Source organism: Serratia sp. BIGb0163, from assembly GCF_024809935.1.
Taxonomy (GTDB): Bacteria; Pseudomonadota; Gammaproteobacteria; order Enterobacterales; family Enterobacteriaceae; genus Serratia; species Serratia quinivorans.
The window spans coordinates 1-23,441 of record NZ_JANUDZ010000004.1; the positions used below are offsets into that span (position 1 = coordinate 1).

Here is a 23,441-nt window from a genome sequence, read left to right on the forward strand (position 1 = left end):
GTGGTCCCACCTGACCCCATGCCGAACTCAGAAGTGAAACGCCGTAGCGCCGATGGTAGTGTGGGGTCTCCCCATGCGAGAGTAGGACACTGCCAGGCATCAATTAAACGTTATCGGTTTGACACCCGGTAATGAGCAGGGTCGCCAAGAGCGATTTTGCCACATCGAAAGATGTAACGTGAAAGAACCGGTGGAGCGGTAGTTCAGTTGGTTAGAATACCTGCCTGTCACGCAGGGGGTCGCGGGTTCGAGCCCCGTCCGTTCCGCCACTTATTTGATAAGCCCTGAGTCTCTGACTCAGGGCTTTTTCATATGTAAAATTCAACAAAATTAAATATTGCAGCGTGTTTTATGCGGTGAAAATCAGTTCTGATAAATAATTATCTGAATTGAATGCCAATATAAAGAATAATATACCCGGCAGTAGGAACCTCCGCCGGGTAATAAGTTTGGTGATTATTTAATATTCTGACGCGCAAGTTCCAACTGAATATCCTTATCCAGATTGGCCACCCAGCGATTATAGTTTGGATGAATCTTTCCGTCTTTGGCATCCATATTACCGCTAGTAATATAGTTAATCTGATAACTATTTGTATTGTAAGTGATACGTATATCTGCGCTGTGACCACGTAGCAAAATCTTGCCATCGATCACGCCATCTGCGGTAGGGTTCATAATCCAGCCGCGGTTCAAGCCGGCGGAGAGGATCGCCTGGCGTACCTGTGCATTACTGTGGCTACCTGCAATGTTTTGGCTGACGTTTTTAACCGGAGCCGTGCCAGCGCAACCGGTAACCAGCATAGCGGCGAATACGGCAGTTAAAATGAGCTTAAATGATTTCATACTCTTGTCCATGAGTGTTGGTAAATAAGAAAGGTATTAATCATGCAGGGGAAGTGATGCATGACGATCCCTGATTAAGATACACTCATCGGAAAAATTCGACAAATACTGCTGCTTTTTATCGTGATATTTCCCTTTTTCCTCAAGTGTTGCCGGCTTATGTCGATAAGTAAGCCTAATCGTTTAATCGAATATTCGGTGAAAAAATAGGAATTTTGGGAATGCATTCTGGGGTTAGATATAATAAATTTACCCACGGAATTTTTCTGACCGGTAATCCCCTTAATGGCGGGCGACATGAATATACTCAGTTGGTGGGCAATGGCTCCCGATCGTGGAACGCGTGATGCATGGCGCCAATGGGCTACGGGTAATGCTATTACCGCTGAATACCTGGGCGTATTACCCGGCTGTTCTCATATCCCCATGATGTCACTGCGTCGGATGAGTATCGGAACGCGCCTGGCGGTAGAAAGCGGGTTGATCTTATTGAATGATTACCCGGCGGATATGGCAATTTTTACCAGTCGTCATGGCGAGTTGGAGCGGACGCACAAAATTCTCCAGCACTTGCATCAGCAGCAGCCCTTATCGCCAACGGATTTTGCCATGTCGGTACACAACACGGCGGCGGGGTGGTTGACTATTATGGCGAAGAATACTTTGCCGACCACTTCACTGGCCGCCGGCGAAGACAGCTTCCAGCAGGGGATGATTGAAGCCCAGGCCGTATTGGCCACGGGCAGTGCGGAACGGGTGTTATTAATCGATTTCGACGGGATCGTACCGGATGTTTACCGGCCTTTCGCGACGGAAAATTCGGTTCCCTATGCTGTCGCCCTGCTGCTCGAAAGCGGTGGCACGCTGCAATGTCAGGCAACAACGGCCGAACAGGTGAACCACCAGGAGCCGCAAGGCCTATCGTTTTTAAGGGGGTGGCTGGGCGCTGATGATGAATTCACGGTGCCGGGCCAGCGGCACGACTGGTTGTGGAAACGCTGATGGCGACAACGATCTCTGCCCAAACGGCTCCCGAACGATCCTCATGGCTTAATCGCTGTTGGCGAGTGGTGGCAACGGGCTTTTGCTTTTCGCTATTTGGTTTGGGTGGCCTGCTACTGTCTGGCGTCTGGTTTAATCTGATGCGCCTGGTGGTGCGAGATCCCGCACGCCGCAGCCGGTTAACGCAGAACTCAATCCGTCACAGTTTCCGTTTCTTCCTGGCAACGACGCGTTTTTTTGGCGTGCTGGATTACCATTTCGACAATGTAGAACGCTTTAGTGAGGATCGCGGTTGCCTGGTGATCGCCAACCATCCCAGCCTGTTGGATTATGTGCTCCTGGCATCACAAATGCCGCGCTGTGACTGCATCGTCAAAGAGGCCTTGCTGGAAAATGTATTTGTCAGCGGGGTGATCAAAGCGGCGGGATATTTGGCTAACGCGCAGTCGGATATTCTTTTGGAACAATGTCATCAACGTCTGGCCAGCGGAGGGACCATCCTGATCTTCCCGGAAGGCACCCGTACCACGCCGGGCAAGGCGCTTACGTTGCAACGGGGGGCGGCCAATATTGCGCTGCGGGGGCAATGTGATATCCGGGTAGTGCATATCCACTGCCATCCCCCCATGCTGACGAAGCAGGGCAAATGGTATAAGATCCCGGCGATAAAACCGCAGTTCCATATCACCGTTCAGGATAAGATCGACGCCCGCGCATTCATTCATGCAAATGACGTTTCTCCCGCCCTTGCGGCAAGAAGATTAACCCAGCATTTAACTGACGCCTTACAGTCAGAACCTATAAATAATGAGATATAGCGGAATGAATTTATTGAGCACCGAAATCAAGCAATTGATCATTGATACGCTCAATCTTGAAGGTATGACACCGGAGGAGATTGACGCCGAGGCACCGCTGTTTGGTGATGGACTGGGCCTGGATTCCATTGATGCATTGGAATTGGGCCTGGCATTAAAGAACCGTTATGGCGTGGTGCTATCGGCTGAAAGCCAGGATATGCGCCAACATTTTTATTCCGTGGAAACGCTGGCAAAGTTTGTTTCTGCACAGCGTAGCAAATAAGGGGTTTTCATGGATAAGCAAGAAATTTACCTGCAGATTCAGGCGTTGCTGGTCAAACTGTTTGAACTTGATGCCGATGATATCAAGCCCGAGTCCCGTCTGTATGAAGAGCTGGAGCTGGACAGCATTGATGCGGTGGATCTGGTTGTGCACCTGCAAAAAACAACCGGCAAGAAGATCAAACCGGAAATGTTCAAGTCGGTGCGCACCGTGCAAGACGTAGTTGATGCCATTGATGAGTTGCTTAAGTCAGACGGTTAAGGCCGCTGCGTTAAGGTGAAAACGTCCCCTTGGATAAACCCGATGTTGCGGCTGTTGCAGGCCGTAACCTGGCTGGTGTTGCTGCTTTACCCGCTGGCGGTCTGGTTTGGTTTGGCGCGTTGGGGTACCACCGTTCTGGCGCCGCTGCTGGTGGCAGTCTTTACCTTACGGCTGATACTGCTGCGAGGTAAACTTCGTCAGCAAATATGGTTGGGCAAGGCCCTGGCTATGGTCGGCATCTTGTTGGCGCTTGCCAGTTGGGCGCTGAAGCAAAGTCATTGGCTGTTGTATTACCCGGTCTTGGTCAACGCATTACTGCTGTTGCTGTTTGCATATTCGCTGTTTGCGCCACCCACCGTGGTGGAGCGATTAGCGCGTATAACCGAGCCACAGCTGGATGCCGCTGGCGTGGCTTATACTCGCAAGGTGACTCAGGTCTGGTGCGGGTTCTTTATTGTTAACGGTGCGATAGCGCTGGCAACCTGTCTGTCCGGGGATATCACACTCTGGACGCTGTATAACGGCGGCATCAGCTACCTGCTGATGGGGGCATTAATGGGTATTGAATGGATAGTCAGGAAAAGGGTCAGGCGCGTCTGAGTTTTCCGATGAGCCAATGGCTCAGCGTGGAGCGTGATGATGGGGTGATTGTTGCCTGGCGTGGCGCTCAGGTATTTTGTCTCGGTCAATTTCGCCGGGATGTCTCCGCATTGGTTGCACTGCTGGCAGGCAGGCAAGAGCAGCGTTGGGCGCTGTGTTTTGATGATAGCTATCGTTTCGCCATTGCGTTGTTGGCCTCTTTGTATGCCAACAGGGTGCCGGTAATTTTTGGTCATCAGCGTGAAGCTATCCTCAAAGAGCAGCGGGCAGATTTCGACGCACTGCTAACTGATTTACCCCTCGATCTTGGTGTACCGGTTTTGCCGGTACCGGAAGGGGGCAGTACGGAGATAGTACTGCCTGCCTGGCCTCAAGACCCACGGTTTATCCTTTATACTTCCGGCTCGACCGGCCAACCACAGGCCGTGATGAAGTCCGTTGCCTGCATGGATCGTGAAAGCGAACTGTTGGCCGCAAGCTGGAAAGATGTCTTTCAGGGTTGCAGCGTGATCGCGTCGGTCTCTCATCAGCATATGTATGGCCTGAGCTTTCGCTTGTTTCTGCCACTGGCTTTTGGCCTGCCGTTCGATGCGCAGTTAACGCAGTATCACGAGCAGTTGATTGCCCGTCACCAGGGGCGACGTTTGGTGTTTGTCAGCAGCCCAGCCTGGCTTAAGCGTTTGGATAACCGTTTGGCACTGGCAGAGTGCGTTGAGGTATTTTCCGCCGGCGGCCCGCTCTCTTACGCGGAAGCTAACTTGTCGCAGCAGGCATTGGGCGTATTGCCGCTGGAAATATACGGTACAACGGAAACCGGCTCGCTGGCATGGCGCAAGCAAGTTCGAGAAGCCTCCCTGTGGCGGCTGTTTGCCGGAGTGACACTAACGGCAAATCCAGATCACAGCATGAATGTTGCGTCGCCACTGATACCCGATACCGGTGAACTTACTCTAAGCGATATTATTCAGCTTGCGCCAGAGGGTCGGCAATTCCAGTTAAACGGCCGGGCCGACCGCATTATCAAGCTGGAAGAAAAGCGTCTGTCGCTGACCGAAGTCGAGCGCCGGCTGGTTTCCCTGCCGGAGGTCGCCGATGCTGCCGTGCTAACGCAGCAGCAAACAGGGCGCACAGTATTGGTAGCGGCGATAGTGTTGTCACCCTATGGCAAAAGCCAACGACAAAAATTGTCAGAAGGGGAGTTAACCCGCGAACTGCATCAGGCGTTGCGGGGCTGGCTGGAGCCGGTGGCCCTGCCGCGCCGTTGGCGTATTATCGATGCTATCCCTCTGAACCCGCAGGGCAAGCGCGCCTATGCTGAACTACAGGAGCTGTTTTTATGATGCAACCTGAGGTGCTGCAACAGCAGGTGAGCGATGCTACCCATGCCAGCCTGCTACTGCGTTTGCCCCCCGAACTGTTTTGGTTTCGTGGCCATTTTCCTGAGCATCCGATCCTGCCGGGGGTCACACAGCTGAACTGGGTGATGCAGTATGCCCGTCAATTGCTGGCTATCGAGGCCGGGTTCAAAGGGATCGAAGTGGTGAAATTTCAACAGCCCTTGCTGCCGGAGCAAAGCGTGTTATTGCAGCTTGAATGGCAGCCGGCGCGGCATAAACTGTTGTTCAGCTACCGCGTGGGTGATGCGACCGCCAGCAGCGGCAAGATCTCATTATGTCAGTGAAGGCTCCCTTTACTCCCTGCATTGTTATCCCCTGTTTCAATCACGGACAGATGATGGCCGCAGTGCTGACCAGGTTAGCCGATTATGGCCTGCCGTGCCTGATAGTGGATGATGGCAGCGATGCCGGCACCGCCGAAGAGCTACAGCGCCTGGCTGCTGACCGGTCATGGGTCAGATTGATGCGGTTGGATAAAAACCAGGGGAAAGGAGCGGCGGTGATCGCCGGCCTGCAACTGGCGCAGCGACAGGGCTACAGCCACGCTTTACAGGTGGATGCCGACGGTCAGCATCAACTGAGCGATATTCCGGCAATGATTGACGAAGCCCGCGCTCATCCGGACTGTCTGATTTCCGGCCGCCCCATTTACGACAGCTCAGTGCCAAAAGCACGCCTGTATGGCCGCTATGTCACCCATGTCTGGGTGTGGATAGAAACCCTGTCGCTGTCGCTGAAAGACAGCATGTGCGGTTTCCGCGTTTACCCGGTGGCTGCGACGTTGGCATTAACAACACGCCATCCGCTCGGCAAACGGATGGATTTCGATACCGAAGTGATGGTCAGACTGTACTGGCAGGGCGTGCTCAGCCGTTTTCTGCCGACGCGCGTGACCTATCCGGCTGACGGCGTTTCTCATTTTGATGCACTGCGCGATAACCTGCGTATCTCCTGGATGCATACCCGTTTGTTCCTCGGGATGTTGCCGCGTATTCCTCGTCTGCTGCGCCAACGTCGACGTGCTGCCAGTTCACAACACTGGTCGGCAACCCCAGAAAGGCATGGCCTGTGGGGCATCCGGCTGATGTTAAAAGTCTACCGACTGTTTGGCCGCCGGGTATTTCAATTATTGTTGTATCCGGTGATCGGTTATTTCTGGCTGACCGGGCGCAGCCAGCGTGAGGCATCACGCGATTACCTGCAACGCCTGCGGCAATTCGCCGAACAACAGCAACAGCCACTGCCTGCACCGCTCAACAGCTTCAGTCACTTTATGAGATTTGGTGATGCTATGCTCGACAAGCTGGCGAGCTGGCGAGGGGAGCTCAATGACATACGGCTGGTGGATCGCACGCGCTGTGAGAAGCAGATAGCGTCCGGCAAAGGCACGCTGATTCTGGCTTCACACCTGGGGGATATCGAGTCTTGCCGCGCACTGGGCGAGCTGGATTCTGGCGTAAGGGTGAATGCCCTGGTGTTTACCGAGCACGCCGAACGTTTCAATCAGGTGATGAAAGAGGTGAATCCGCGTGCCAATCTGAATCTGATCCAGGTGACGTCGCTGGGGCCAGAAACGGCCATGCGTCTGCAAGATAAATTGGATGCCGGTGAATGGGTGGCGATCGTCGGCGATCGTACCTCGGCGGGCAAGCATCAGCGGGGTGAGCAACCGCGCGTGGTGTGGAGCCGCTTCCTTGGCCAACCGGCACCCTTTCCTCAGGGGCCATTTGTCCTGGCCGCCGCGCTGCGCTGCCCGGTATTTCTGATGTTCGGCCTCAAGCAGCAGGGGCGTCTTAACGTTTATTTCGAACCCTTCGCCAATCCGCTGTTATTACCCCGTCAGCAGCGCCAACAGGCGTTGCAAGATGCGGTGGACAGTTATGCCGCACGGCTGGAGCATTATTGCCTGCTGGCACCGCTCGACTGGTTTAATTTTTTCGATTTCTGGCAGTTGGCGGCACAGCCGCCAGTGCAACAGGGGCCTGAGACATGAAGCTAAAAGACGATCCGCGATTTTCCGTCAGCATTGAAATCGCTATCCCTTTCCATGATACCGATGCCATGGGCGTGGTCTGGCACGGCAACTACTTCCGTTATTTCGAAGTCGCACGTGAAGCGCTACTCAAACAGTTTAATTACGGTTATCGACAGATGCAGGCTTCGGGCTATGTTTGGCCGATCGTGGATACGCGAGTGAAATACATCGCGCCAGTGCTGTTTGAACAACGCATCATCGTCTGTGCCGAGCTGGAAGAGTATGAAAACCGCCTGCGCATTGGCTACCGCATTATGGATGCAGAGAGCGGCAAAACCACCACCCGCGGTCATACCATTCAGGTAGCGGTAGACGCTGACAGCAAAGAAATGTGCTTTGCCTCACCGCAGGTGCTGCTGGACAACATTGAGGGGGCGCAATGAAGTACGGGTTATTGTTTCTTATCACCTTTTTCAGCCTGAGCGTCCAGGCGGTCACGCTGCCGGAGCTGCAACAGCGCTTTAGCCAACAGCCGGTGTTGCGCGCCGAGTTCGAACAGCAGCGCAGCATCAGCGGTATGGCGAAACCCTTGAAATCCAGCGGTGAGTTGCTGATTTCACAACAAAAAGGGCTGTGGTGGGCACAACAGAAACCCTTCCCGCTGACCTTGCTGCTGGATGATAAGCGTATGGTGCAAACTCTGGCCGGTCAGCCGCCGCAGGTGGTGACGGCAGAAAACAATCCGCAGATGTTCCAGTTCAACCACTTGCTGACCGCATTATTCCACGCCGACAGCCAGGCACTGGAACAAAACTTTGCTTTGCAGTTCAGCGACTTGGGTAATAACCAATGGCGGCTGGTGCTGACACCAAAAACCACGCCGCTCGACAAGCTGTTCAGGCGCATCACCCTCAACGGCGGGGATTTCCTGGAAACCATTGATATCGATGACATGCAAAGTGACGCGACCCATATCCGCTTCTTTAACCAGCGTACGGCACCGCAGACGCTGACCGCCGAGGAGCAACAGCGTTTTGCGTCCTGAACTGCACCGGCGGCTGGCGTTCGGTTGGCTGGCGATTTGCCTGTTGCTGTTGGCGGCACTGTGCTGGCTGTTGCCGCGCAGCCAGATCAACAGCAGCGTATTGGCGTTATTACCGAAGCAGCAACTGGTGGGCGTGCCGGATGAACTGGCCGAAGGTTTCAGCCGTCGGCTCGATCGGCAACTGATGTGGTTGGTCAGCCCGCCGCCGGGTACGGACAACACTGCGGTGAGCTGGTGGTGGCAGCAATTGCGCCAGATGCCTGAGCTACAGCAGGTGGGCGGGCCTATGGATGCGCAACGTCAGCAGCAGTGGGGGCGTTTTTTCTACCAGCACCGCAATGTGCTGCTGGATGACACCACCCGGCAGCGTTTGCAGCAGGGCGCGGACGTGCAAAGTCAGTGGATCCTCGGGCAACTCTATTCTGCCTTCGCCGGGGTCAGCGGCAAGGAACTGGCTAACGATCCGCTGATGCTGGTGCGAGCCTCGCAGTTGGCTCAGCAGCAAAACGGTGGTCTGCTGAGCTTGTCCAATGGTTGGCTGGTGGCGCGTGATGCACAGGGCCGCAGTTGGTATCTGTTGCACGCCGAGTTGAGCGCATCTTCTTATGACATCAGCAGTGCCCGGCGCACGGTAGACAAACTGAGCGCGATACAACAGCAACTGCACCAGCGCTGGCCGGGGGCAGAGGTACTCAACCGCGGTACGCTGTTTTACAGCAACTACGCCAGCCAACAGGCCGAGCGAGATATTTCGACTATTGGCCTGGCGTCGGTAGTTGGCGTGTTCTTATTGGTGTTGTTGATGTTTCGTTCGCCATTGCCACTGTTGTTGTGCGGGTTATCCGTGGGGATGGGAGCCCTGGCGGGTACCGTCGCCACGCTATTGGCTTTTGGCGAAATACATTTGATGACGCTGGTGTTGAGCATCAGCATTGTCGGCATTTCGGCCGATTACACGCTCTATTTCCTGACCGAACGTATGGTACACGGCGACCAGTCAACGCCACTGGCCAGCTTGCAGAAGCTGTTGCCCGCGTTGTTGATGGCATTGCTGACCACCGTGGTTGCCTATCTGGCACTATTGATTGCTCCCTTCCCGGGTTTGCAACAGCTGGCGGTGTTTGCCGCTGCCGGGCTAAGCGCCGCTTGCATCACCGTAATTTGTTGGTACCCACGTTTGTCGCGTCGGCTGCCGGTGCGTCCGGCACCGGGGCTACGGCTGATCCTGGGCTGGCTGCATGCCTGGCGCCATCGGCGTTTGCTGCGCTACGGGTTGCCCACCGCGGTATTGTTATTGGTGGTGGCTGGTTTCAGCCAGTTGAAGGTCGACGATGATATTGGTCAGTTGCAGGCTTTACCCGCTGCGTTGCAACAACAGGAACAACGTATCGCGGCGCTGACCGGGCAGCATAACGATCAGAAATGGTTGGTGGTGTACGGCGAAAATGCCGAGCAGTTGTTGCAGCGTATCGAGCGATTGCAGCCCAGGCTGGCACAGGCAAAACGGCAGGGCGTGCTGGCGGATTATCGCCTGTTGTCTCTGCCTTCGCTTCAGCGCCAACAGCAGAACATCGCCCTGTTGCAACGGGTGGCACCGCAGGTGATGACGCAATTACAACAGGCGGATCTGGCCCTGAAAACCCCTGACTTAACCCCGGAATGGGTGCTGCCGGAGCAGTGGCTGGGCAGCGTGGTCAGCGAGGGGTGGCGGTTGCTGTGGTTGACGCTGCCGGATGGGCGCAGTGCGGCGCTGGTCCCGGTCAACGGCGTGCAGAACAGCGCGGCGATGCAGGCCCTGGCCGAACAGGTACCGGGCACCGGTTGGATCGACCGTAAAACCGAATTCAGCGAACTCTTTGGCCACTACCGGCTGTATCTTTCGTATCTGCTGATGCTGTCGGTGGCGGCGATCGCACTGATTTATCTATGGCGTTTTGGCCTGCGACACGGTCTGCGCTGCATGGTGCCGACGCTGCTGTCACTGGGCAGCGGTATTGCGGTATTGGCGCTGAGCGGCCATACGCTGAACCTGTTCTCGCTGTTGGCACTGGTGCTGGTATTGGGGATCGGCATTAACTATACGCTGTTCTTTACCAATCCCCGGGGCACGCCGACCACCTCGATGTTTGCCATCTTTATGGCGGTACTCACCACCCAACTGACCTTTGGCATGTTGGTGCTGAGTCATACTCAGGCCATCAGCAGTTTTGGCATCGTATTGAGCAGCGGTATCGCCGTGGCCTTTCTGTTGGCACCACTGACATTAGCAACCAGAAGAAAAAGAGGAAAAGCCTGATGCGCGGCTTACGAATCACGCTGTTAATACTGGCCACCCTGCTGGCCGGCTGTGCCGGTTCGCAGAAGGCAACCCTGCCGCAGGCGTGGCTGAAACCGGGTACGCGGGTGACATTACCGGCTCCGACGCTGGCGCAACCCTTCAGCCAGCAGCAACTGTTGACCGCCGAAGTGAAAGGGCAGCAGCATTCGATGTTGGTGTTGCTCAACGCCGACGGCCAGCGCCTGCAGCTGGTGGGCATGTCGCCGCTCGGTATCCGGTTATTCAACCTGACCTACGATCGTCAGGGGGTCCACACCGAACAGTTGATCAAAGTGGGCGAATTGCCACCCGCCAGCCAGGTGTTGGCCGACATTATGCTGAGCTATTGGCCGCTGGCTGACTGGCAACCCTTACTGCCTGCCGGGTGGCGACTTGAGGATCGGCCGCAGGTACGCCGGCTGTATGACGATCGCGGGACGATCATCAGCGAAATCCGTTACCAGCAGGTCTACGGCCGGCGCGAACCGCAGTCGATTGCCCAATCCGCCTTCCACTACCGTATCGCTATTCAGAATCTGGGGAGTGAATAATGGTTTACTTCTCTGCCGTAGGGATGGTGAATGCGTTGGGCAACAGCCTGTCGCAGATTGCGGAAAATCTGGCGCTTGGCGTGTCGCCGGGCATGCAACAGCAGACGCAGTGGCTGCTGGGCGGGGAAACTTCCTGGTTCGGTAACGTACAGGGCGAACTGCCCACTATTCCTGAACCTCTCAAACGCCATAACTCGCGCAATAACCGCCTGCTGTTGGCGGCGCTGGCACAGATCGATACGCCAGTGCGTGCAGCCATCGCCCGCTACGGTGCGGATCGCGTCGCGGTGATTATGGGCACCAGCACCTCCGGTATCCATGAAGGCGAGCTGGCGCTGCAACAGTATCAGGCAGGGCAGTGGCCGCAGGGCTATGACTATCGGCAGCAGGAACTGGGCGATCCGGGCTTGTTTCTTAGCGCTTTTCTCGCGACCCGTGGCCCGGCCTATACCCTGTCTACGGCCTGTTCTTCCAGCGCACGGGCCATCATCAGCGGTAAGCGGCTGATCGACGCCGGGCTGGTGGATGCGGCGATTGTTGGCGGTGCCGACAGCCTGTGCCAAATGCCCATTAACGGGTTCAACAGCCTGGAATCACTGTCCGCACAACGTTGCACGCCATTTGCGGCCGAGCGCAGTGGCATTAATATCGGCGAGGCAGCGGCGTTGATGCTGTTAACGCGGGAGCCGGCGGCGGTAGCGCTGTTGGGGGTTGGCGAATCATCCGATGCCTGGCATATGTCGGCACCGCATCCCGCCGGTGAGGGCGCCGAGCGGGCCATCAGTATGGCGCTGCGGCAGGCCGGTCTCAATGCCGGACAAATTGGTTATATTAATCTGCACGGCACGGCTACGCGGCTGAACGATCAGGTTGAAGCGCGGGTCATCAATCGCCTGTTTGGCACCGAGACGCCCTGCAGTTCTACCAAACATCTCACAGGCCACACGCTGGGCGCGGCCGGTGCGGTGGAGGCGGCGCTGAGTTGGTTATTGTTGACTCAGCCATTGCCGCTGCCGCAGCAGGATTTCAGCCGCGTGCCGCGCGATGCCGAATTGGCACCGATCGGTCTGGTTTGCCAGCCACAATTGCTGGGGCAGCGTGCGATTTTGTCCAATTCGTTTGCCTTTGGCGGTAACAATGCTTGTCTGCTGCTGGGGGACGCCCGATGATTCATTATCACGCCGCCGAATACTATCTGCCCCATGCCTCTCCAATGGTACTGCTGGAGCAGGTGCTTGAAGTAGGCGAAGAACATGCCCGATGCGCCGTCATGGTGAATAGCGACGGCGTGCTGGCGCCGTTTCTTGACGCGCAAGGCGCACTGCCGGGCTGGTATGGCATTGAGCTGATGGCACAGGCAATCGGGGTCTGGAGCGGCTGGCATGCTTGTCAGAGCGCTCAGTCGCCACAGCTTGGCATGCTGCTGGGCGGGCGGGCGATTCACTGCGAGTTACCGGCTTTTCCTGCCGGCAGTAAACTGTTGGTTAGCGTGCAGCAACTGTTAAAAGATGAAAAGCTGGCCAGTTTTGAGTGTGAAATCAGTATCGATAATGTGCGCATCGCACAGGGCAGGCTGAACACTTACCAGCCTGATCAACAAGAAATCATTCAATTGACGACCTTAAGGGGAGACGCATGATGCGTTCCGTTTTAGTCACCGGCGCCAGTAAAGGGATCGGTCAGGCTATTGCCTGCCGCCTGGCTGCCGATGGCTTTTTGATAGCCGTTCACTACCACAGCGATAAGACCGGGGCCGAACACACACTGCAGCAGATTATCAGCGCCGGCGGGAAAGGGCGGCTGATTCAGTTTGATATCAGCAATCGCAGCCAGTGCCGTGAGGTGCTGGAGCAGGATATTGAAAACCACGGCGCCTATTATGGCGTGGTTAACAATGCCGGTATTACCCGCGATGGCGCTTTCCCTGCGCTGAGTGAAGACGACTGGGATGGCGTGATCCATACCAATCTCGACAGCTTCTACAACGTACTGCACCCCTGCGTGATGCCGATGATTGGCCTGCGCAAGGGTGGGCGGATCGTCGCGCTGTCGTCGGTTTCCGGCGTGATGGGTAACCGTGGGCAGGTCAACTACAGTGCGGCCAAAGCAGGGGTGATTGGTGCCTGCAAGGCACTGGCGATTGAGCTGGCGAAACGCAAAATCACCGTTAACTGCATTGCGCCTGGGCTGATTGACACCGGCATGATCGACATGGAGCCGGCGGCGCTGGATGAAGCGATGCGCGTTATCCCGCTCAAACGAATGGGCTCGGCGGAAGAGGTGGCCGGGCTGGCCAGCTATCTGATGTCGGATATCGCCGGCTATGTGACGCGGCAGGTCATTTCCATTAATGGAGGAATGGTATGACACAACGAGTGGTAGTTACCGGCATGGCAGGCGTGACCGCGTTCGGCAATAGCTGGGCAGAGGTATCCAGCCGCCTGCAGCAGGGCAAGAATGCGGTGCGTTATATGACGCAGTGGGAAGAGTATCAGGGGCTGAATACCCACCTTGGCGCGCCGGTCGAGAATTTCGTGTTGCCGGAGCACTATACTCGCAAGCGCATTCGTTCGATGGGGCGGGTTTCACTGTTGGCCACCCGCGCCACCGAACTGGCACTTGAGCAGGCTGGGTTACTGGGGGAGGCGGTACTGACCAATGGTGAGACCGGTATCGCCTACGGTTCATCGACCGGTAGTACCAAGCCGGTCAGCGAGTTCGCCACCATGTTAACCGAGAAGCACACCGGCAATATTACCGGCACCACCTATGTGCAAATGATGCCTCATACCGCGGCGGTGAACACTGGCCTGTTCTTCGGTCTGCGCGGCCGGGTGATCCCGACTTCCAGCGCCTGCACCTCGGGCAGTCAGGCAATTGGCTACGCTTACGAGAGCATTCGCCACGGCTATCAGACAGTGATGGTGGCGGGCGGTGCCGAAGAACTGTGCCCTTCGGAGGCGGCGGTATTCGACACGCTGTTTGCCACCAGTCAGCAGAACGATCATCCGGAGCTTTCGCCACGTCCGTTTGACTGTCAACGTGACGGATTGGTGATTGGCGAAGGCGCCGGGACGCTGATCCTGGAGTCGTTGGAGCACGCGTTAGCGCGTGGTGCCACCATTTATGGCGAGATTATCGGCTTCGCCACCAACTGCGATGCGGCTCATATTACCCAGCCGCAGCAGGAAACCATGCAAATCTGCATGCAGCAGGCGCTGAAGGCCTCCGGGCTGGCGAGCAGCGATATTGGTTATATTAGTGCCCACGGCACGGCGACCGATCGTGGTGATATCGCAGAAAGTCAGGCAACGGCAGCGATCTTCGGCAATAGCACGCCGATTTCATCATTAAAAAGTTATTTTGGTCATACGCTGGGGGCCTGCGGCGCACTGGAGGCCTGGATGGCGCTGGAAATGATGCGTGAAGGCCGCTTTGCACCGACCATTAACCTCAGTGAGCCGGACAGCGCCTGTGGCGATCTGGACTACATCATGGGCGGCTATCGTCAGATTGAGACCGAGTTTGTGCAATCAAACAACTTCGCGTTTGGTGGCATCAATACCTCACTGATCCTGCGCCGCTGGTCGTAATTTTGCGTTGCCGGGGTGCTCACCCCGGCAATTGTTGCCGTTTAATCAAAAGTCTTATGCACAATAGGGCGTTTTTGATCAACAAAACAGTTGCCATAATCCTCCCATATCGCTTCAACATCCTAATGAGAGAATAAAATTATGAGCATCCCTGCATTTGGTTTAGGTACCTTCCGTCTTCAGGATCAGGTCGTCATCGACTCGGTTAGCACGGCGCTGGAGCTGGGGTATCGCGCCATTGATACTGCACAAATCTACGAAAATGAAGCTGCGGTGGGCCAGGCGATTGCTGCCAGCGGTGTGCCACGTGACGAGCTGTTTATCACCACCAAAATCTGGATCGCCAATCTGGCGAAGGGCAAGCTGATCCCAAGCCTGCGGGAGAGCCTGACTAAACTGCAAACCAGCTATGTTGACCTGACTCTGATCCACTGGCCTTCGCCGAATGACGAAGTCTCGGTGGCCGAGTTTATGACTGAGCTGGCGGAAGCCAAAAAATTGGGCCTGACCCGCCAGATTGGGGTCTCCAACTTCACTCTGGATCTGATGCAACAGGCGATTGATGCCGTGGGTAGCGATCAGATCGCCACGAACCAAATCGAGCTGTCGCCATATCTGCAGAACCGCAAAGTGGTGGAATTTGCCCAGCAGCATGGCATCGCCATCACTTCCTATATGACGCTGGCCTATGGGCAGGCACTGCAGGATGAGACCATCAAGGCCATCGCGGCACGCCGCCATGCTACTCCGGCGCAGGTTATCCTGACCTGGGCGCTGCAACTGGGTTACGCGGTGATCCCATCATCAACCAAGCGTGAAAACCTGGCGAGCAACCTGTTGGCGCAACAGCTGACGTTGACCGCCGAGGAAATGGCGGAAATCGCCAAATTGGAAAACAATGGCCGTTTGGTCAGCCCGGAAGGTCTGGCACCTAACTGGGATTGATTTTCCACGGCATACGCATTGAGGCGCCCAAACGGGCGCCTTTTTTATTGCGCCAATCGCTCACTGATAAAATCGATAAAGCTGCGCAGACGATTGCTGACTGCACTGTCGCTGTAATACACCGCGTTGACGGGCATTGCTACCGGCAGGGTCTCTTCAACCAAAATCGGTACCAGATCGCCGCGCTCGATATCGGCATCAATCATAAAATTCGACAGGCAAGCAATACCGTTGCCGTGCAGACACAGATGACGCTGGGTTTCCCCACTGTTGGTGGTCAGGCCAGGTGTAATTTCCAACTGGCGGCCATCAGCACAGGCCAGTGGCCAGCGGTTGAGGCTGGGCAAATCGTTAAAACCAATGCAGCTATGCTGCTCTAATTCTTCTACCTTTTGCGGCGTACCGTACTGTGCCAAATAGGCGGGGGAGGCCAGCACACGCCGGTAGCTGGTCATCAGCTTGCGCGCCTTGAGGCTGGAGTCGGTCAGTTCACCGACGCGGATGGCGATATCCACCTTGCGCTCAATCAGATTGATAAAGTTCTCCGACGACACCAGCGACAACGACATTTCCGGATACAGTGCCCGAAATTCCGCCACCAGCGGGGTCAATACGTGCAGCACCACCGGGGTGGCGGCATCGACGCGTAGTAGTCCCTGCGGACGCTGACGGCTTTCCATCAGCGCATTCTCTGCCGCAGCCATATCACTCAGTACCTTCTGTACCTGACGGAAATAGTTTTCCCCTTCCTGCGTCAGACTGATCTGGCGCGTAGTGCGGTTGAGTAACGTTACGCCCAACTTGGCCTCCAGCTTCTTGACCGTGCGGCTGACCACCGAATTGGCCTGATCAAGTTGTTCTGCTGCCCGGCTGAAGCTGCCGCTTTCCACCACGGTGACGAAGGTAATTAACTCATCAGAGTTCGCTTTCACTGTTGCTCCATTGGCAAAATTAATTTGATATTTTGAGCATTTTTATCATTTAAGCACGGGTCGATAATAGCCGCCATCAACCTGAATGCTATTTGGAGTAAAAAGATGCCTCTCGCATTACTTGCATTGACCATTAGTGCCTTTGCTATCGGCACCACGGAGTTTGTGATTGTCGGACTTATCCCTACCATCGCAGAACAGCTGGGGGTGACAGTGCCGTCAGCCGGGCTGCTGGTAACCATTTATGCTATCGGCGTGGCTATTGGCGCACCGGTGCTGACAGCCTTAACCGGTCGCGTGCCGCGCAAGTTGTTGCTGATCAGCCTGATGGTGCTGTTCACTCTCGGTAACTTATTGGCCTGGCAGTCGCCTGGCTATGGGACGTTGGTGGTGGCCCGCTTGTTGACCGGCCTGGCCCACGGGGTCTTCTTCTCAATCGGTTCGACTATTGCTACCGGCCTGGTCGCGAAAGAGAAGGCCGCCTCGGCGATCGCCATCATGTTTGGTGGCCTGACCGTGGCGCTGGTGACAGGGGTGCCATTGGGGACCTTTATCGGTCAGCACTTTGGCTGGCGTGAAACCTTCCTGGCAGTATCACTGATTGGTGTCATAGCCACCGTAGCCAGCGCTATTTTGGTGCCAAACAACATTAAAAATCAGGCCAGCGCCAGCATTAAGGAACAGTTTAAAGTGCTGACCCATCCTCGCCTGTTGCTGATTTACGCCATTACTGCACTGGGTTACGGCGGCGTGTTCACGACTTTCACCTTCCTGGCTCCGATGATGCAGGAGTTGGCGGGCTTTTCTGCTCCGGCAGTCAGCTGGATCCTGCTGGCCTACGGCATTGCGGTGGCGATAGGTAACATCTGGGGTGGCAAACTGGCGGATCGTCACGGAGCGGTACGCGCACTCAGCTTTATTTTTGCCGCGCTGGCCGTTCTGCTGCTGGTGTTCCAATTCACCGCCAGTCACAGCATTGCCGCGTTGCTGACGGTGATCGTCATGGGAGTGTTTGCCTTTGGTAATGTTCCGGGGCTGCAGGTGTATGTGGTACAGAAAGCCGAACAATACACGCCGAACGCGGTGGATGTGGCCTCCGGCCTGAACATTGCGGCTTTTAACGTAGGTATTGCCCTTGGTTCGGTGATTGGTGGGCAAACGGTAGCCACTTTGGGGTTGGCACAAACTCCGTGGATTGGTGCTTTGATCGTGCTGGTGGCTCTATTATTGGTTAGCCTAAGTGGACGGTTGGATAAGAAATATCGGCCGCAATTAGTCTAAACCTCCTCACGCTCTCTTCTCTGGCCCGTATTTTGCGGGCCTTTTCGCATTTATGATACGGCGCCGCCAACCTTTACACACATATACTGTCAGAAGATTGAAATCCCTGTACCACGCCCCTATAACTGAAAGGGTATAACCCCTAAAAGCCATGCCGTCAGCCGAGGGCAGGCGTATAATCAATTCATTGTTGGCGGGAATGTCACTGCCAGTTTTATCCTAATGGGAAATAGGCGAATAGCGTGCCGAAACGAACTTATGCAATGAGGTATGTTGCAGGTCAGCCAGTTGAGCGAATTTTCCCTGGCGCCATCAACCAACCGCTGCCGCCTGGGGCTGCATTGCCCACGTCCGGTGCATTACGGGTGATGGTGTGGAACATCTTTAAACAGCAGCGGGCCGATTGGCTTTCGGTGCTGAAAAGTTATGGCAAGGATGCGCAACTGGTGCTGTTGCAGGAGGCGCAAACCACGCCTGAGCTGGTGAGCTTTGCCACGTCAAACTATCTGGCTGCCGATCAGGTGCCGGCATTCGTGTTGCCTCAGCATCCTTCCGGCGTAATGACGCTGGCGGCGGCGCATCCGGTCTATTGCTGCCCACTGCGTGAACGTGAGCCATTGCTGCGGCTGGCCAAGTCGGCGCTGATTACCGTCTACCCGTTGTTTAACGGCCAGCTATTGATGGTAGTGAATATCCATGCGGTGAATTTCAGCCTGGGCGTGGATGTCTACAGTAAGCAACTGGGACCGATTGGTGAGCAGATTGCCAATCACCAGGGGCCGGTGATCATGGCCGGGGATTTTAATGCCTGGAGTCGTAAGCGAATTAATGCGCTATACCAGTTTGCCAGTGATATGGCGCTGCGTGAGGTGAACTTTACCGACGATCACCGCCGCAAGGCGTTTGGCCGCCCGCTGGACTTTGTGTTTTATCGCAACATGGGGGTGGCGGAGGCTTCGGTGCTGGTGACCAGCGCATCGGATCATAATCCGCTGCTGGTGGAGTTTCACCCTGAAGCCGACAAGCCGCATTGGTAATATTCGCACCATATTCAGACAAATAAAAAAGCACCCCGAAGGGTGCTTTTTTTGTGCCGAAAATTTAGGTATCCGGCGACGTTTTATCGCTGACAAACAGGGTCAATTTCAGACCCGGCTGCAGGTTGCTGTTGGCTTTGGCAAGTGTTGAGTTCCAACGCATCACGTCGTTAATATCGACGCCGTGACGACGTGCAATACTGGCGAGCGAATCACCTTTACGAACCTGATAGGTGATGCTGCTGTTACTGCCGGTATTGCTGGCCACTTGCAGGGTTTGCCCAACTTTTAGCGTGCTCTTGGCGCGCAAATTGTTCCAACTCTGCAAATCGCTGGACTTGATATTCAACCGCTTGGCAATGCCCGATACCGTGTCGCCGGAGCGCACTTTATACGAACTGCCACCAGACAGGCCGCTGTTCTTCGCCAACTGAGTGGTTGGCTGAGTCACTGCGATCTGGCCATCGGCCAACGAGTCTTTCAGCTGATCGGCATGACCTTTGGGAACCATAATATAATGGGGCCCGTTGGGTGCCGTAACGCCTTTTTTGTAGCCTGGGTTATAAGCCTTCATCTTGGTCAGTGAAAGCCCAGCCATCTCAGCCGCCTGAGTTAACTGTATTTGCTGACCAACATCAATACGCGCCAGTGCACGGGTGTTATCAGTCTTAGGCAGATTGATACCGTACTTCTTGCTGTTTTTAATGATGTCGCTCAGCGCCAGCATTTTCGGGACATAAATTGACGTTTCACGCGGAAGCGACAATGCCCAGAAATTGGTTGGCTTACCCTGGCGTTTATTCGCCTTAACTGCCTGCATGACACGGCCTTCACCACTGTTATAAGCGGCAATGGTCAGTAACCAGTCACCGTTAAACATGCGGTTCAAATACTGCATCATATCAAGCGCAGCAGTCGTCGAGGCCACGACATCGCGTCGCCCGTCATACCACTGGTTGTTTTTCAAACCATAATTCCGACCCGTTTGCGGCACGATTTGCCATAGCCCTGCGGCGTTGGCACTTGACGTGGCGTGGGGGTCAAAAGCGCTCTCCACTATGGGTAGCAGTACCAGTTCCATCGGCATATTGCGTTTCTTAATCTGCCCGACTATCCAGTACATGTACGGCTCTGCCCGTAATGTTACATCGTGGAGATAGCTCTTACTTTTTAGGTACTTTCTTTTTTGATCACGGATCCGGGAATTTTCCGGAACCTCCATCTTCAGCTCGTCGCTAATGAAGTTCCACAGGTTCTGTTGCGCGGCACCACTATTGTTATCTAGCCACCGCGCCGAGCTCGCTCGACCATTCGCTGTGTACTCTCCTGCTTCACCTGCCGAAGACAAACTCTGTGCATGCTGTTCTGGGGCCGGTGCGTCCTGCCTGGACGACTGGCACCCCACTAGCAAGACTGAGGCGAGAAATATCGCTTTAGCCTTCATGTGTGTGTCAATGTAGTTGCTTAAAAGACGAGCAATCATACTTTGCTTCGCCAAACAACACAACTAAAAGCTCAGAAGTTGTCTTTACGCAGGCGTAATTCGGAAAAAACCGAATGAAGATGCTCTGGTGGCGTATGAAAGCCTAATTCTCTTTGTAAATCAGTGTCATGGCAGCGTAAAAATAGGTTAATTTTACGCTCTAATTGCAGCGTCGTGGGTACGCTGGATTGGCCTTTTGCCCGTAACGCCTCAACTTGTTGCTGATATGTTTCAATGTGTCGATCTTTCGGCAAAATAGCTCGCGCAAACTTAAGATTTGAAAGCGTATATTCATGCGCACAACAAATTAAGGTGTTATCGGGAAGTTGCGCGAGCTGTTGAAATGAGTTGAACATTTGCTCTGCGGTGCCTTCAAAAAGCCTTCCGCAGCCAGCAGAGAAAATAGTGTCTCCGCAGAACAGATAAGGTGCGCTATAGAATGCTACATGTCCCAAGGTATGTCCGGGAACCGCGATTGTGGCGAATTCCTGGCCGTTAATTTCGATGGTTTCGCCATCATGAACGATGTGGTTGGCTCCCTTGTCGGCAGTTTCCTGCGGCCCATAGACTTTTAGCCCGGAATAACGCGCCACAATTTGCGCTACGCCGCCAACGTGATCGTGATGATGATGGGTAAGCACAATGGCGTCAGGCGTCAGGTTCAGGCGATCCAGCGTTTCCAATACCGGCTGTGCTTCACCGGGATCGACAATAATGCAATGCCCCTGCTGGTTATCCAATAACCAAATGTAATTGTCCTGGAAGGCGGGAATGCTGATAAGATTCATGTTGGACCTCTCGTTGGCAACGGCTTGAAAGAAGATAATAAATCATGAAACCAGCCCATACTCTACAAAAGCTCACCGGCCCACAGTCCTGGGCAGAGTTGCCGTGGGGAGAATACTATCGTGAGGCGCTCGAGCGGCAGTTGCAACCCTGGTGGTCGAAGCTGTTTGGTTTCCACCTGTTAAAGCTCGGTAATCTCAGTGCCAGTCTGGCGACCGACAAATGCGCCATTTCTCATCAGGTAAATGTAGCCCTGGAAGGGCAGAACCTGCAGGTGATCGCGGATGCCTATCAGCTCCCCTTTGCCGCCAAATCGGTGGATGCCTGCCTGTTGGCGCATACGCTGTCCTATGCTGACGACCCGCACCGCATGCTGCGAGAGGTGGATCGCGTGTTGATCGACGACGGCTGGCTGGTGATCAGCAGTTTCAATCCGTTCAGTTTATTGGGGCTGGGTAAGCTGGTGCCAGGGTTACGTCACCGTCAACCTTATGCTAGTCGGATGTTCACCCAGATGCGTCTGCTGGACTGGCTGAGCCTGCTTAATTATGAAGTACTGCATCAGTCGCGTTTTCACGTATTGCCGTGGCAGCGTAAAGGCGGGAAATTTTTATGTACCCATTTGCCGGCATTGGGCTGCATGAGCGTGATTGTGGCGCGTAAACGCACCTTACCGCTGACGCCAACGCCGATGAAATTCGGTGCGAGAAAACCTGCTCTCAGCCGCGCCGTCGGCGCGACCAAGAGTTATCGCAAACTGCCTTAACTTTCCGGTTTGTAACCGACATCATCCTGGGTTGGATTGCCGGCCGCATCACGCGCCAGCACGTCGCAGCGTTCGTTTTCCGGATGGCCGGCGTGGCCCTTGACCCATTCCCATTTAACCGTATGGCGTTGAATGGCCAAATCCAACCGCTGCCATAAATCGACATTCTTGACCGGTTTTTTGTCGGCCGTTTTCCAGCCGCGCTTTTTCCAGTTGTGGATCCAGGTGCTAATGCCCTGACGTACATACTGGCTGTCGGTGCTCAGGGTCACTTCGCAGGGCGTAGTCAGAGCTTCCAGCGCGACAATCGCCGCCATCATCTCCATGCGGTTGTTGGTGGTCAGGCGGAAGCCCGCGCTGAAGGTTTTTTCAGTCTGCTTATAGCGCAGTATTGCGCCATAACCACCGGGGCCCGGGTTGCCAAGGCAGGAGCCGTCGGTGAAAATTTCTACCTGTTTGAGCATCTCTGGTAGACTCTTCCTATCAGTTTTATAAAAGCCAAGTCTGACATAAACAAGCGCTGCGAGCACTGCAATATGATCTCTACAACCACCAGACAGATTGTCCTCGATACCGAAACCACCGGTATGAACAAACTCGGGGTGCATTACGAAGGCCACCGCATCATTGAAATTGGTGCGCTGGAAGTGATTAACCGTCGCCCAACCGGTCGTCACTACCATGTTTACATCAAGCCGGATCGGCTGGTGGATCCTGAGGCCTATGGGGTTCACGGCATCAGCGATGAGTTCCTGGCGGATAAACCGACCTTTGCCCAAATTGCCGATGAGTTTATCGACTTTATCCGCGGCGGCGAGTTAGTCATCCATAACGCGGCGTTCGACATCGGCTTTATGGATCACGAATTCCGCATGTTGCAGCAGGGCATCCCGAAGACCGATACCTTCTGTACCATCACCGACAGCCTGTTAATGGCGCGCCGCCTGTTCCCCGGCAAGCGTAACAACCTCGATGCGTTATGCAGCCGTTACGAGATAGACAACAGCAAGCGTACGCTGCACGGCGCCTTGCTCGATGCCGAGATCCTGGCGGAAGTCTATCTGGCGATGACCGGCGGTCAAACCTCGATGGCTTTCCAGATGGAAGGCGATACGCAAAATAGCAATTCAACGCAGGACATTCAGCGCATTGTGCGCCCGGCGACGACGATGAAAGTCGTCTATGCCAGCGATGAAGAAGTGGTAGCCCACGAAGCGCGTCTGGATTTAGTGGCGAAAAAGGGCGGCAGTTGCCTGTGGCGTACCGAAGTGGAATAACGGCGTTTTAATCCGGGCCAATAATCTTTCGGCCCGGTTAGCTGAAAAACTGTGCAAACGGTTCATTTGGTAAGAAAAAGGCATTGACGCCATAGTGGCTCAACCGTAATATGCGCCTCGTTCCTCTCGAAAGAGAAGAACGGCGCGGAGCGGTAGTTCAGTTGGTTAGAATACCTGCCTGTCACGCAGGGGGTCGCGGGTTCGAGCCCCGTCCGTTCCGCCAACATTAAGAAGCCCTGAGTTAGTAATAACTCAGGGCTTCGT

The 23,441-nt window shown here is 55.0% G+C and carries 26 protein-coding genes, 2 tRNA genes and 1 rRNA gene; 24 read left to right on the forward strand and 5 right to left on the reverse strand.

The window, feature by feature from the left end; translation table 11 throughout:
• Positions 1-98: ribosomal RNA gene (gene rrf, locus M2406_RS15095) — 5S ribosomal RNA — on the forward strand; the annotation flags it as partial.
• Between the two features lie 94 nt (positions 99-192).
• Positions 193-269: transfer RNA gene (locus M2406_RS15100), tRNA-Asp, on the forward strand.
• A 187-nt stretch (positions 270-456) separates the two neighbouring features.
• On the opposite strand, the gene M2406_RS15105 is transcribed toward M2406_RS15100, so the two are convergent.
• Positions 457-846 carry a hypothetical protein gene (locus tag M2406_RS15105; RefSeq protein ID WP_259190516.1) on the reverse strand — a complete coding sequence of 130 codons (390 nt, stop codon included), beginning with the start codon at positions 844-846 and terminating at the stop codon, positions 457-459.
• Positions 847-1,131: 285 nt separating this feature from the next.
• Here M2406_RS15105 and M2406_RS15110 point away from each other — a divergent pair, with 285 nt between their 5' ends.
• The 17 genes from M2406_RS15110 to dkgB all read left to right on the forward strand — a co-directional run bounded on the left by M2406_RS15110 (position 1,132) and on the right by dkgB (position 15,615).
• Positions 1,132-1,848 carry a beta-ketoacyl synthase chain length factor gene (locus M2406_RS15110; protein ID WP_259190517.1) on the forward strand — a complete coding sequence of 239 codons (717 nt, stop codon included), beginning with the start codon at positions 1,132-1,134 and terminating at the stop codon, positions 1,846-1,848.
• The gene (locus M2406_RS15115; RefSeq protein ID WP_126501300.1) at positions 1,848-2,666 is read left to right on the forward strand and encodes a 1-acyl-sn-glycerol-3-phosphate acyltransferase; all 819 of its coding nucleotides are present in this window, start codon (positions 1,848-1,850) and stop codon (positions 2,664-2,666) included. The genes M2406_RS15110 and M2406_RS15115 overlap by 1 nt, the downstream gene beginning before the upstream one ends.
• 4 nt (positions 2,667-2,670) lie before the next feature.
• Positions 2,671-2,931 (forward strand): phosphopantetheine-binding protein, encoded by a 261-nt coding sequence (locus M2406_RS15120; RefSeq protein WP_017891685.1) that lies wholly within the window; start codon positions 2,671-2,673, stop codon positions 2,929-2,931.
• Positions 2,932-2,940: 9 nt separating this feature from the next.
• Positions 2,941-3,192 carry an acyl carrier protein gene (locus M2406_RS15125; protein ID WP_259190518.1) on the forward strand — a complete coding sequence of 84 codons (252 nt, stop codon included), beginning with the start codon at positions 2,941-2,943 and terminating at the stop codon, positions 3,190-3,192.
• Positions 3,193-3,234: 42 nt separating this feature from the next.
• Positions 3,235-3,792: a hypothetical protein gene (locus M2406_RS15130; RefSeq protein WP_012005337.1), complete on the forward strand. Its 558-nt coding sequence runs from the start codon at positions 3,235-3,237 to the stop codon at positions 3,790-3,792.
• Complete coding sequence (locus M2406_RS15135; RefSeq protein ID WP_259190519.1) at positions 3,759-5,132, forward strand: AMP-binding protein; 1,374 nt, start codon at positions 3,759-3,761, stop codon at positions 5,130-5,132. Before M2406_RS15130 ends, M2406_RS15135 begins: the two co-directional genes overlap by 34 nt.
• Positions 5,129-5,473, forward strand: a complete 345-nt coding sequence (locus M2406_RS15140; RefSeq protein WP_259190520.1) for a 3-hydroxyacyl-ACP dehydratase FabZ family protein — start codon at positions 5,129-5,131, stop codon at positions 5,471-5,473. Before M2406_RS15135 ends, M2406_RS15140 begins: the two co-directional genes overlap by 4 nt.
• Positions 5,464-7,182: a glycosyltransferase gene (locus M2406_RS15145; RefSeq protein WP_259190521.1), complete on the forward strand. Its 1,719-nt coding sequence runs from the start codon at positions 5,464-5,466 to the stop codon at positions 7,180-7,182. The genes M2406_RS15140 and M2406_RS15145 overlap by 10 nt, the downstream gene beginning before the upstream one ends.
• Positions 7,179-7,607, forward strand: coding sequence for a thioesterase family protein (locus M2406_RS15150; protein WP_259190523.1), 429 nt, complete (start codon positions 7,179-7,181; stop codon positions 7,605-7,607). The genes M2406_RS15145 and M2406_RS15150 overlap by 4 nt, the downstream gene beginning before the upstream one ends.
• Positions 7,604-8,209: an outer membrane lipoprotein carrier protein LolA gene (locus tag M2406_RS15155; RefSeq protein ID WP_017891692.1), complete on the forward strand. Its 606-nt coding sequence runs from the start codon at positions 7,604-7,606 to the stop codon at positions 8,207-8,209. The genes M2406_RS15150 and M2406_RS15155 overlap by 4 nt, the downstream gene beginning before the upstream one ends.
• Positions 8,199-10,505, forward strand: a complete 2,307-nt coding sequence (locus M2406_RS15160; protein WP_259190524.1) for an MMPL family transporter — start codon at positions 8,199-8,201, stop codon at positions 10,503-10,505. Before M2406_RS15155 ends, M2406_RS15160 begins: the two co-directional genes overlap by 11 nt.
• Entirely contained in the window at positions 10,505-11,077 is a 573-nt protein-coding gene (locus M2406_RS15165) for a DUF3261 domain-containing protein (RefSeq protein WP_259190525.1), read from the forward strand. Before M2406_RS15160 ends, M2406_RS15165 begins: the two co-directional genes overlap by 1 nt.
• Positions 11,077-12,246, forward strand: coding sequence for a beta-ketoacyl-[acyl-carrier-protein] synthase family protein (locus M2406_RS15170; RefSeq protein ID WP_259190526.1), 1,170 nt, complete (start codon positions 11,077-11,079; stop codon positions 12,244-12,246). Before M2406_RS15165 ends, M2406_RS15170 begins: the two co-directional genes overlap by 1 nt.
• A complete protein-coding gene (locus M2406_RS15175) occupies positions 12,243-12,716 on the forward strand; it encodes a hotdog family protein (RefSeq protein ID WP_012005346.1) in 474 nt (157 codons plus the stop codon). The genes M2406_RS15170 and M2406_RS15175 overlap by 4 nt, the downstream gene beginning before the upstream one ends.
• Positions 12,713-13,444, forward strand: coding sequence for a 3-ketoacyl-ACP reductase FabG2 (locus tag M2406_RS15180; RefSeq protein WP_259190527.1), 732 nt, complete (start codon positions 12,713-12,715; stop codon positions 13,442-13,444). Before M2406_RS15175 ends, M2406_RS15180 begins: the two co-directional genes overlap by 4 nt.
• Positions 13,441-14,670, forward strand: a complete 1,230-nt coding sequence (locus M2406_RS15185; protein WP_135344637.1) for a beta-ketoacyl-ACP synthase — start codon at positions 13,441-13,443, stop codon at positions 14,668-14,670. The genes M2406_RS15180 and M2406_RS15185 overlap by 4 nt, the downstream gene beginning before the upstream one ends.
• Before the next feature lie 141 nt (positions 14,671-14,811).
• Complete coding sequence (gene dkgB / locus M2406_RS15190; protein ID WP_259190528.1) at positions 14,812-15,615, forward strand: 2,5-didehydrogluconate reductase DkgB; 804 nt, start codon at positions 14,812-14,814, stop codon at positions 15,613-15,615.
• Positions 15,616-15,659: 44 nt separating this feature from the next.
• Here the strand turns inward: dkgB and yafC are convergent, their stop codons facing one another.
• A complete protein-coding gene (gene yafC, locus M2406_RS15195; protein WP_012005350.1) occupies positions 15,660-16,547 on the reverse strand; it encodes a DNA-binding transcriptional regulator YafC in 888 nt (295 codons plus the stop codon).
• 105 nt (positions 16,548-16,652) lie between these two features.
• Between yafC and M2406_RS15200 the strand changes: the two genes are divergently transcribed.
• Together M2406_RS15200 and M2406_RS15205 are read left to right on the forward strand one after the other, a co-directional pair.
• Positions 16,653-17,828 carry an MFS transporter gene (locus tag M2406_RS15200; RefSeq protein ID WP_259190529.1) on the forward strand — a complete coding sequence of 392 codons (1,176 nt, stop codon included), beginning with the start codon at positions 16,653-16,655 and terminating at the stop codon, positions 17,826-17,828.
• 242 nt (positions 17,829-18,070) lie between these two features.
• Positions 18,071-18,865, forward strand: coding sequence for an endonuclease/exonuclease/phosphatase family protein (locus M2406_RS15205; RefSeq protein ID WP_026142215.1), 795 nt, complete (start codon positions 18,071-18,073; stop codon positions 18,863-18,865).
• 64 nt (positions 18,866-18,929) lie between these two features.
• Here the strand turns inward: M2406_RS15205 and mltD are convergent, their stop codons facing one another.
• Together mltD and gloB are read right to left on the reverse strand one after the other, a co-directional pair.
• Positions 18,930-20,309, reverse strand: coding sequence for a murein transglycosylase D (gene mltD, locus M2406_RS15210; RefSeq protein ID WP_259190765.1), 1,380 nt, complete (start codon positions 20,307-20,309; stop codon positions 18,930-18,932).
• Positions 20,310-20,380: 71 nt separating this feature from the next.
• Entirely contained in the window at positions 20,381-21,136 is a 756-nt protein-coding gene (gene gloB / locus M2406_RS15215; RefSeq protein ID WP_017891705.1) for a hydroxyacylglutathione hydrolase, read from the reverse strand.
• Between the two features lie 44 nt (positions 21,137-21,180).
• Between gloB and M2406_RS15220 the strand changes: the two genes are divergently transcribed.
• Positions 21,181-21,900 (forward strand): class I SAM-dependent methyltransferase, encoded by a 720-nt coding sequence (locus M2406_RS15220; protein ID WP_012005355.1) that lies wholly within the window; start codon positions 21,181-21,183, stop codon positions 21,898-21,900.
• Here the strand turns inward: M2406_RS15220 and rnhA are convergent.
• A complete protein-coding gene (gene rnhA / locus M2406_RS15225; protein WP_405050629.1) occupies positions 21,897-22,364 on the reverse strand; it encodes a ribonuclease HI in 468 nt (155 codons plus the stop codon). The genes M2406_RS15220 and rnhA overlap by 4 nt on opposite strands.
• A gap of 72 nt (positions 22,365-22,436) precedes the next feature.
• Between rnhA and dnaQ the strand changes: the two genes are divergently transcribed.
• On the forward strand, positions 22,437-23,177 hold the full coding sequence (gene dnaQ / locus M2406_RS15230) for a DNA polymerase III subunit epsilon (protein ID WP_012005357.1): 741 nt from the start codon (positions 22,437-22,439) through the stop codon (positions 23,175-23,177).
• Positions 23,178-23,323: 146 nt separating this feature from the next.
• Positions 23,324-23,400, forward strand: a tRNA-Asp gene (locus M2406_RS15235).
• The last annotated feature ends 41 nt before the right edge of the window (positions 23,401-23,441 follow it).

Coding starts and splice junctions, on each gene's coding strand:
- M2406_RS15130 (WP_012005337.1), top strand. CDS start 3,235: ATGTTGCGGCTGTTGCAGGCCGTAACCTGGCTGGTGTTGCTGCTTTAC.
- M2406_RS15145 (WP_259190521.1), top strand. CDS start 5,464: ATGTCAGTGAAGGCTCCCTTTACTCCCTGCATTGTTATCCCCTGTTTC.
- mltD (WP_259190765.1), bottom strand. CDS start 20,309: ATGAAGGCTAAAGCGATATTTCTCGCCTCAGTCTTGCTAGTGGGGTGC.
- dnaQ (WP_012005357.1), top strand. CDS start 22,437: ATGATCTCTACAACCACCAGACAGATTGTCCTCGATACCGAAACCACC.
- M2406_RS15185 (WP_135344637.1), top strand. CDS start 13,441: ATGACACAACGAGTGGTAGTTACCGGCATGGCAGGCGTGACCGCGTTC.
- M2406_RS15180 (WP_259190527.1), top strand. CDS start 12,713: ATGATGCGTTCCGTTTTAGTCACCGGCGCCAGTAAAGGGATCGGTCAG.
- M2406_RS15120 (WP_017891685.1), top strand. CDS start 2,671: ATGAATTTATTGAGCACCGAAATCAAGCAATTGATCATTGATACGCTC.
- M2406_RS15105 (WP_259190516.1), bottom strand. CDS start 846: ATGAAATCATTTAAGCTCATTTTAACTGCCGTATTCGCCGCTATGCTG.
- M2406_RS15175 (WP_012005346.1), top strand. CDS start 12,243: ATGATTCATTATCACGCCGCCGAATACTATCTGCCCCATGCCTCTCCA.
- M2406_RS15110 (WP_259190517.1), top strand. CDS start 1,132: ATGGCGGGCGACATGAATATACTCAGTTGGTGGGCAATGGCTCCCGAT.
- M2406_RS15220 (WP_012005355.1), top strand. CDS start 21,181: ATGAAACCAGCCCATACTCTACAAAAGCTCACCGGCCCACAGTCCTGG.
- M2406_RS15125 (WP_259190518.1), top strand. CDS start 2,941: ATGGATAAGCAAGAAATTTACCTGCAGATTCAGGCGTTGCTGGTCAAA.
- M2406_RS15165 (WP_259190525.1), top strand. CDS start 10,505: ATGCGCGGCTTACGAATCACGCTGTTAATACTGGCCACCCTGCTGGCC.
- dkgB (WP_259190528.1), top strand. CDS start 14,812: ATGAGCATCCCTGCATTTGGTTTAGGTACCTTCCGTCTTCAGGATCAG.
- rnhA (WP_405050629.1), bottom strand. CDS start 22,364: ATGCTCAAACAGGTAGAAATTTTCACCGACGGCTCCTGCCTTGGCAAC.
- M2406_RS15115 (WP_126501300.1), top strand. CDS start 1,848: ATGGCGACAACGATCTCTGCCCAAACGGCTCCCGAACGATCCTCATGG.
- M2406_RS15135 (WP_259190519.1), top strand. CDS start 3,759: ATGGATAGTCAGGAAAAGGGTCAGGCGCGTCTGAGTTTTCCGATGAGC.
- M2406_RS15155 (WP_017891692.1), top strand. CDS start 7,604: ATGAAGTACGGGTTATTGTTTCTTATCACCTTTTTCAGCCTGAGCGTC.
- M2406_RS15170 (WP_259190526.1), top strand. CDS start 11,077: ATGGTTTACTTCTCTGCCGTAGGGATGGTGAATGCGTTGGGCAACAGC.
- M2406_RS15200 (WP_259190529.1), top strand. CDS start 16,653: ATGCCTCTCGCATTACTTGCATTGACCATTAGTGCCTTTGCTATCGGC.
- M2406_RS15150 (WP_259190523.1), top strand. CDS start 7,179: ATGAAGCTAAAAGACGATCCGCGATTTTCCGTCAGCATTGAAATCGCT.
- M2406_RS15140 (WP_259190520.1), top strand. CDS start 5,129: ATGATGCAACCTGAGGTGCTGCAACAGCAGGTGAGCGATGCTACCCAT.
- gloB (WP_017891705.1), bottom strand. CDS start 21,136: ATGAATCTTATCAGCATTCCCGCCTTCCAGGACAATTACATTTGGTTA.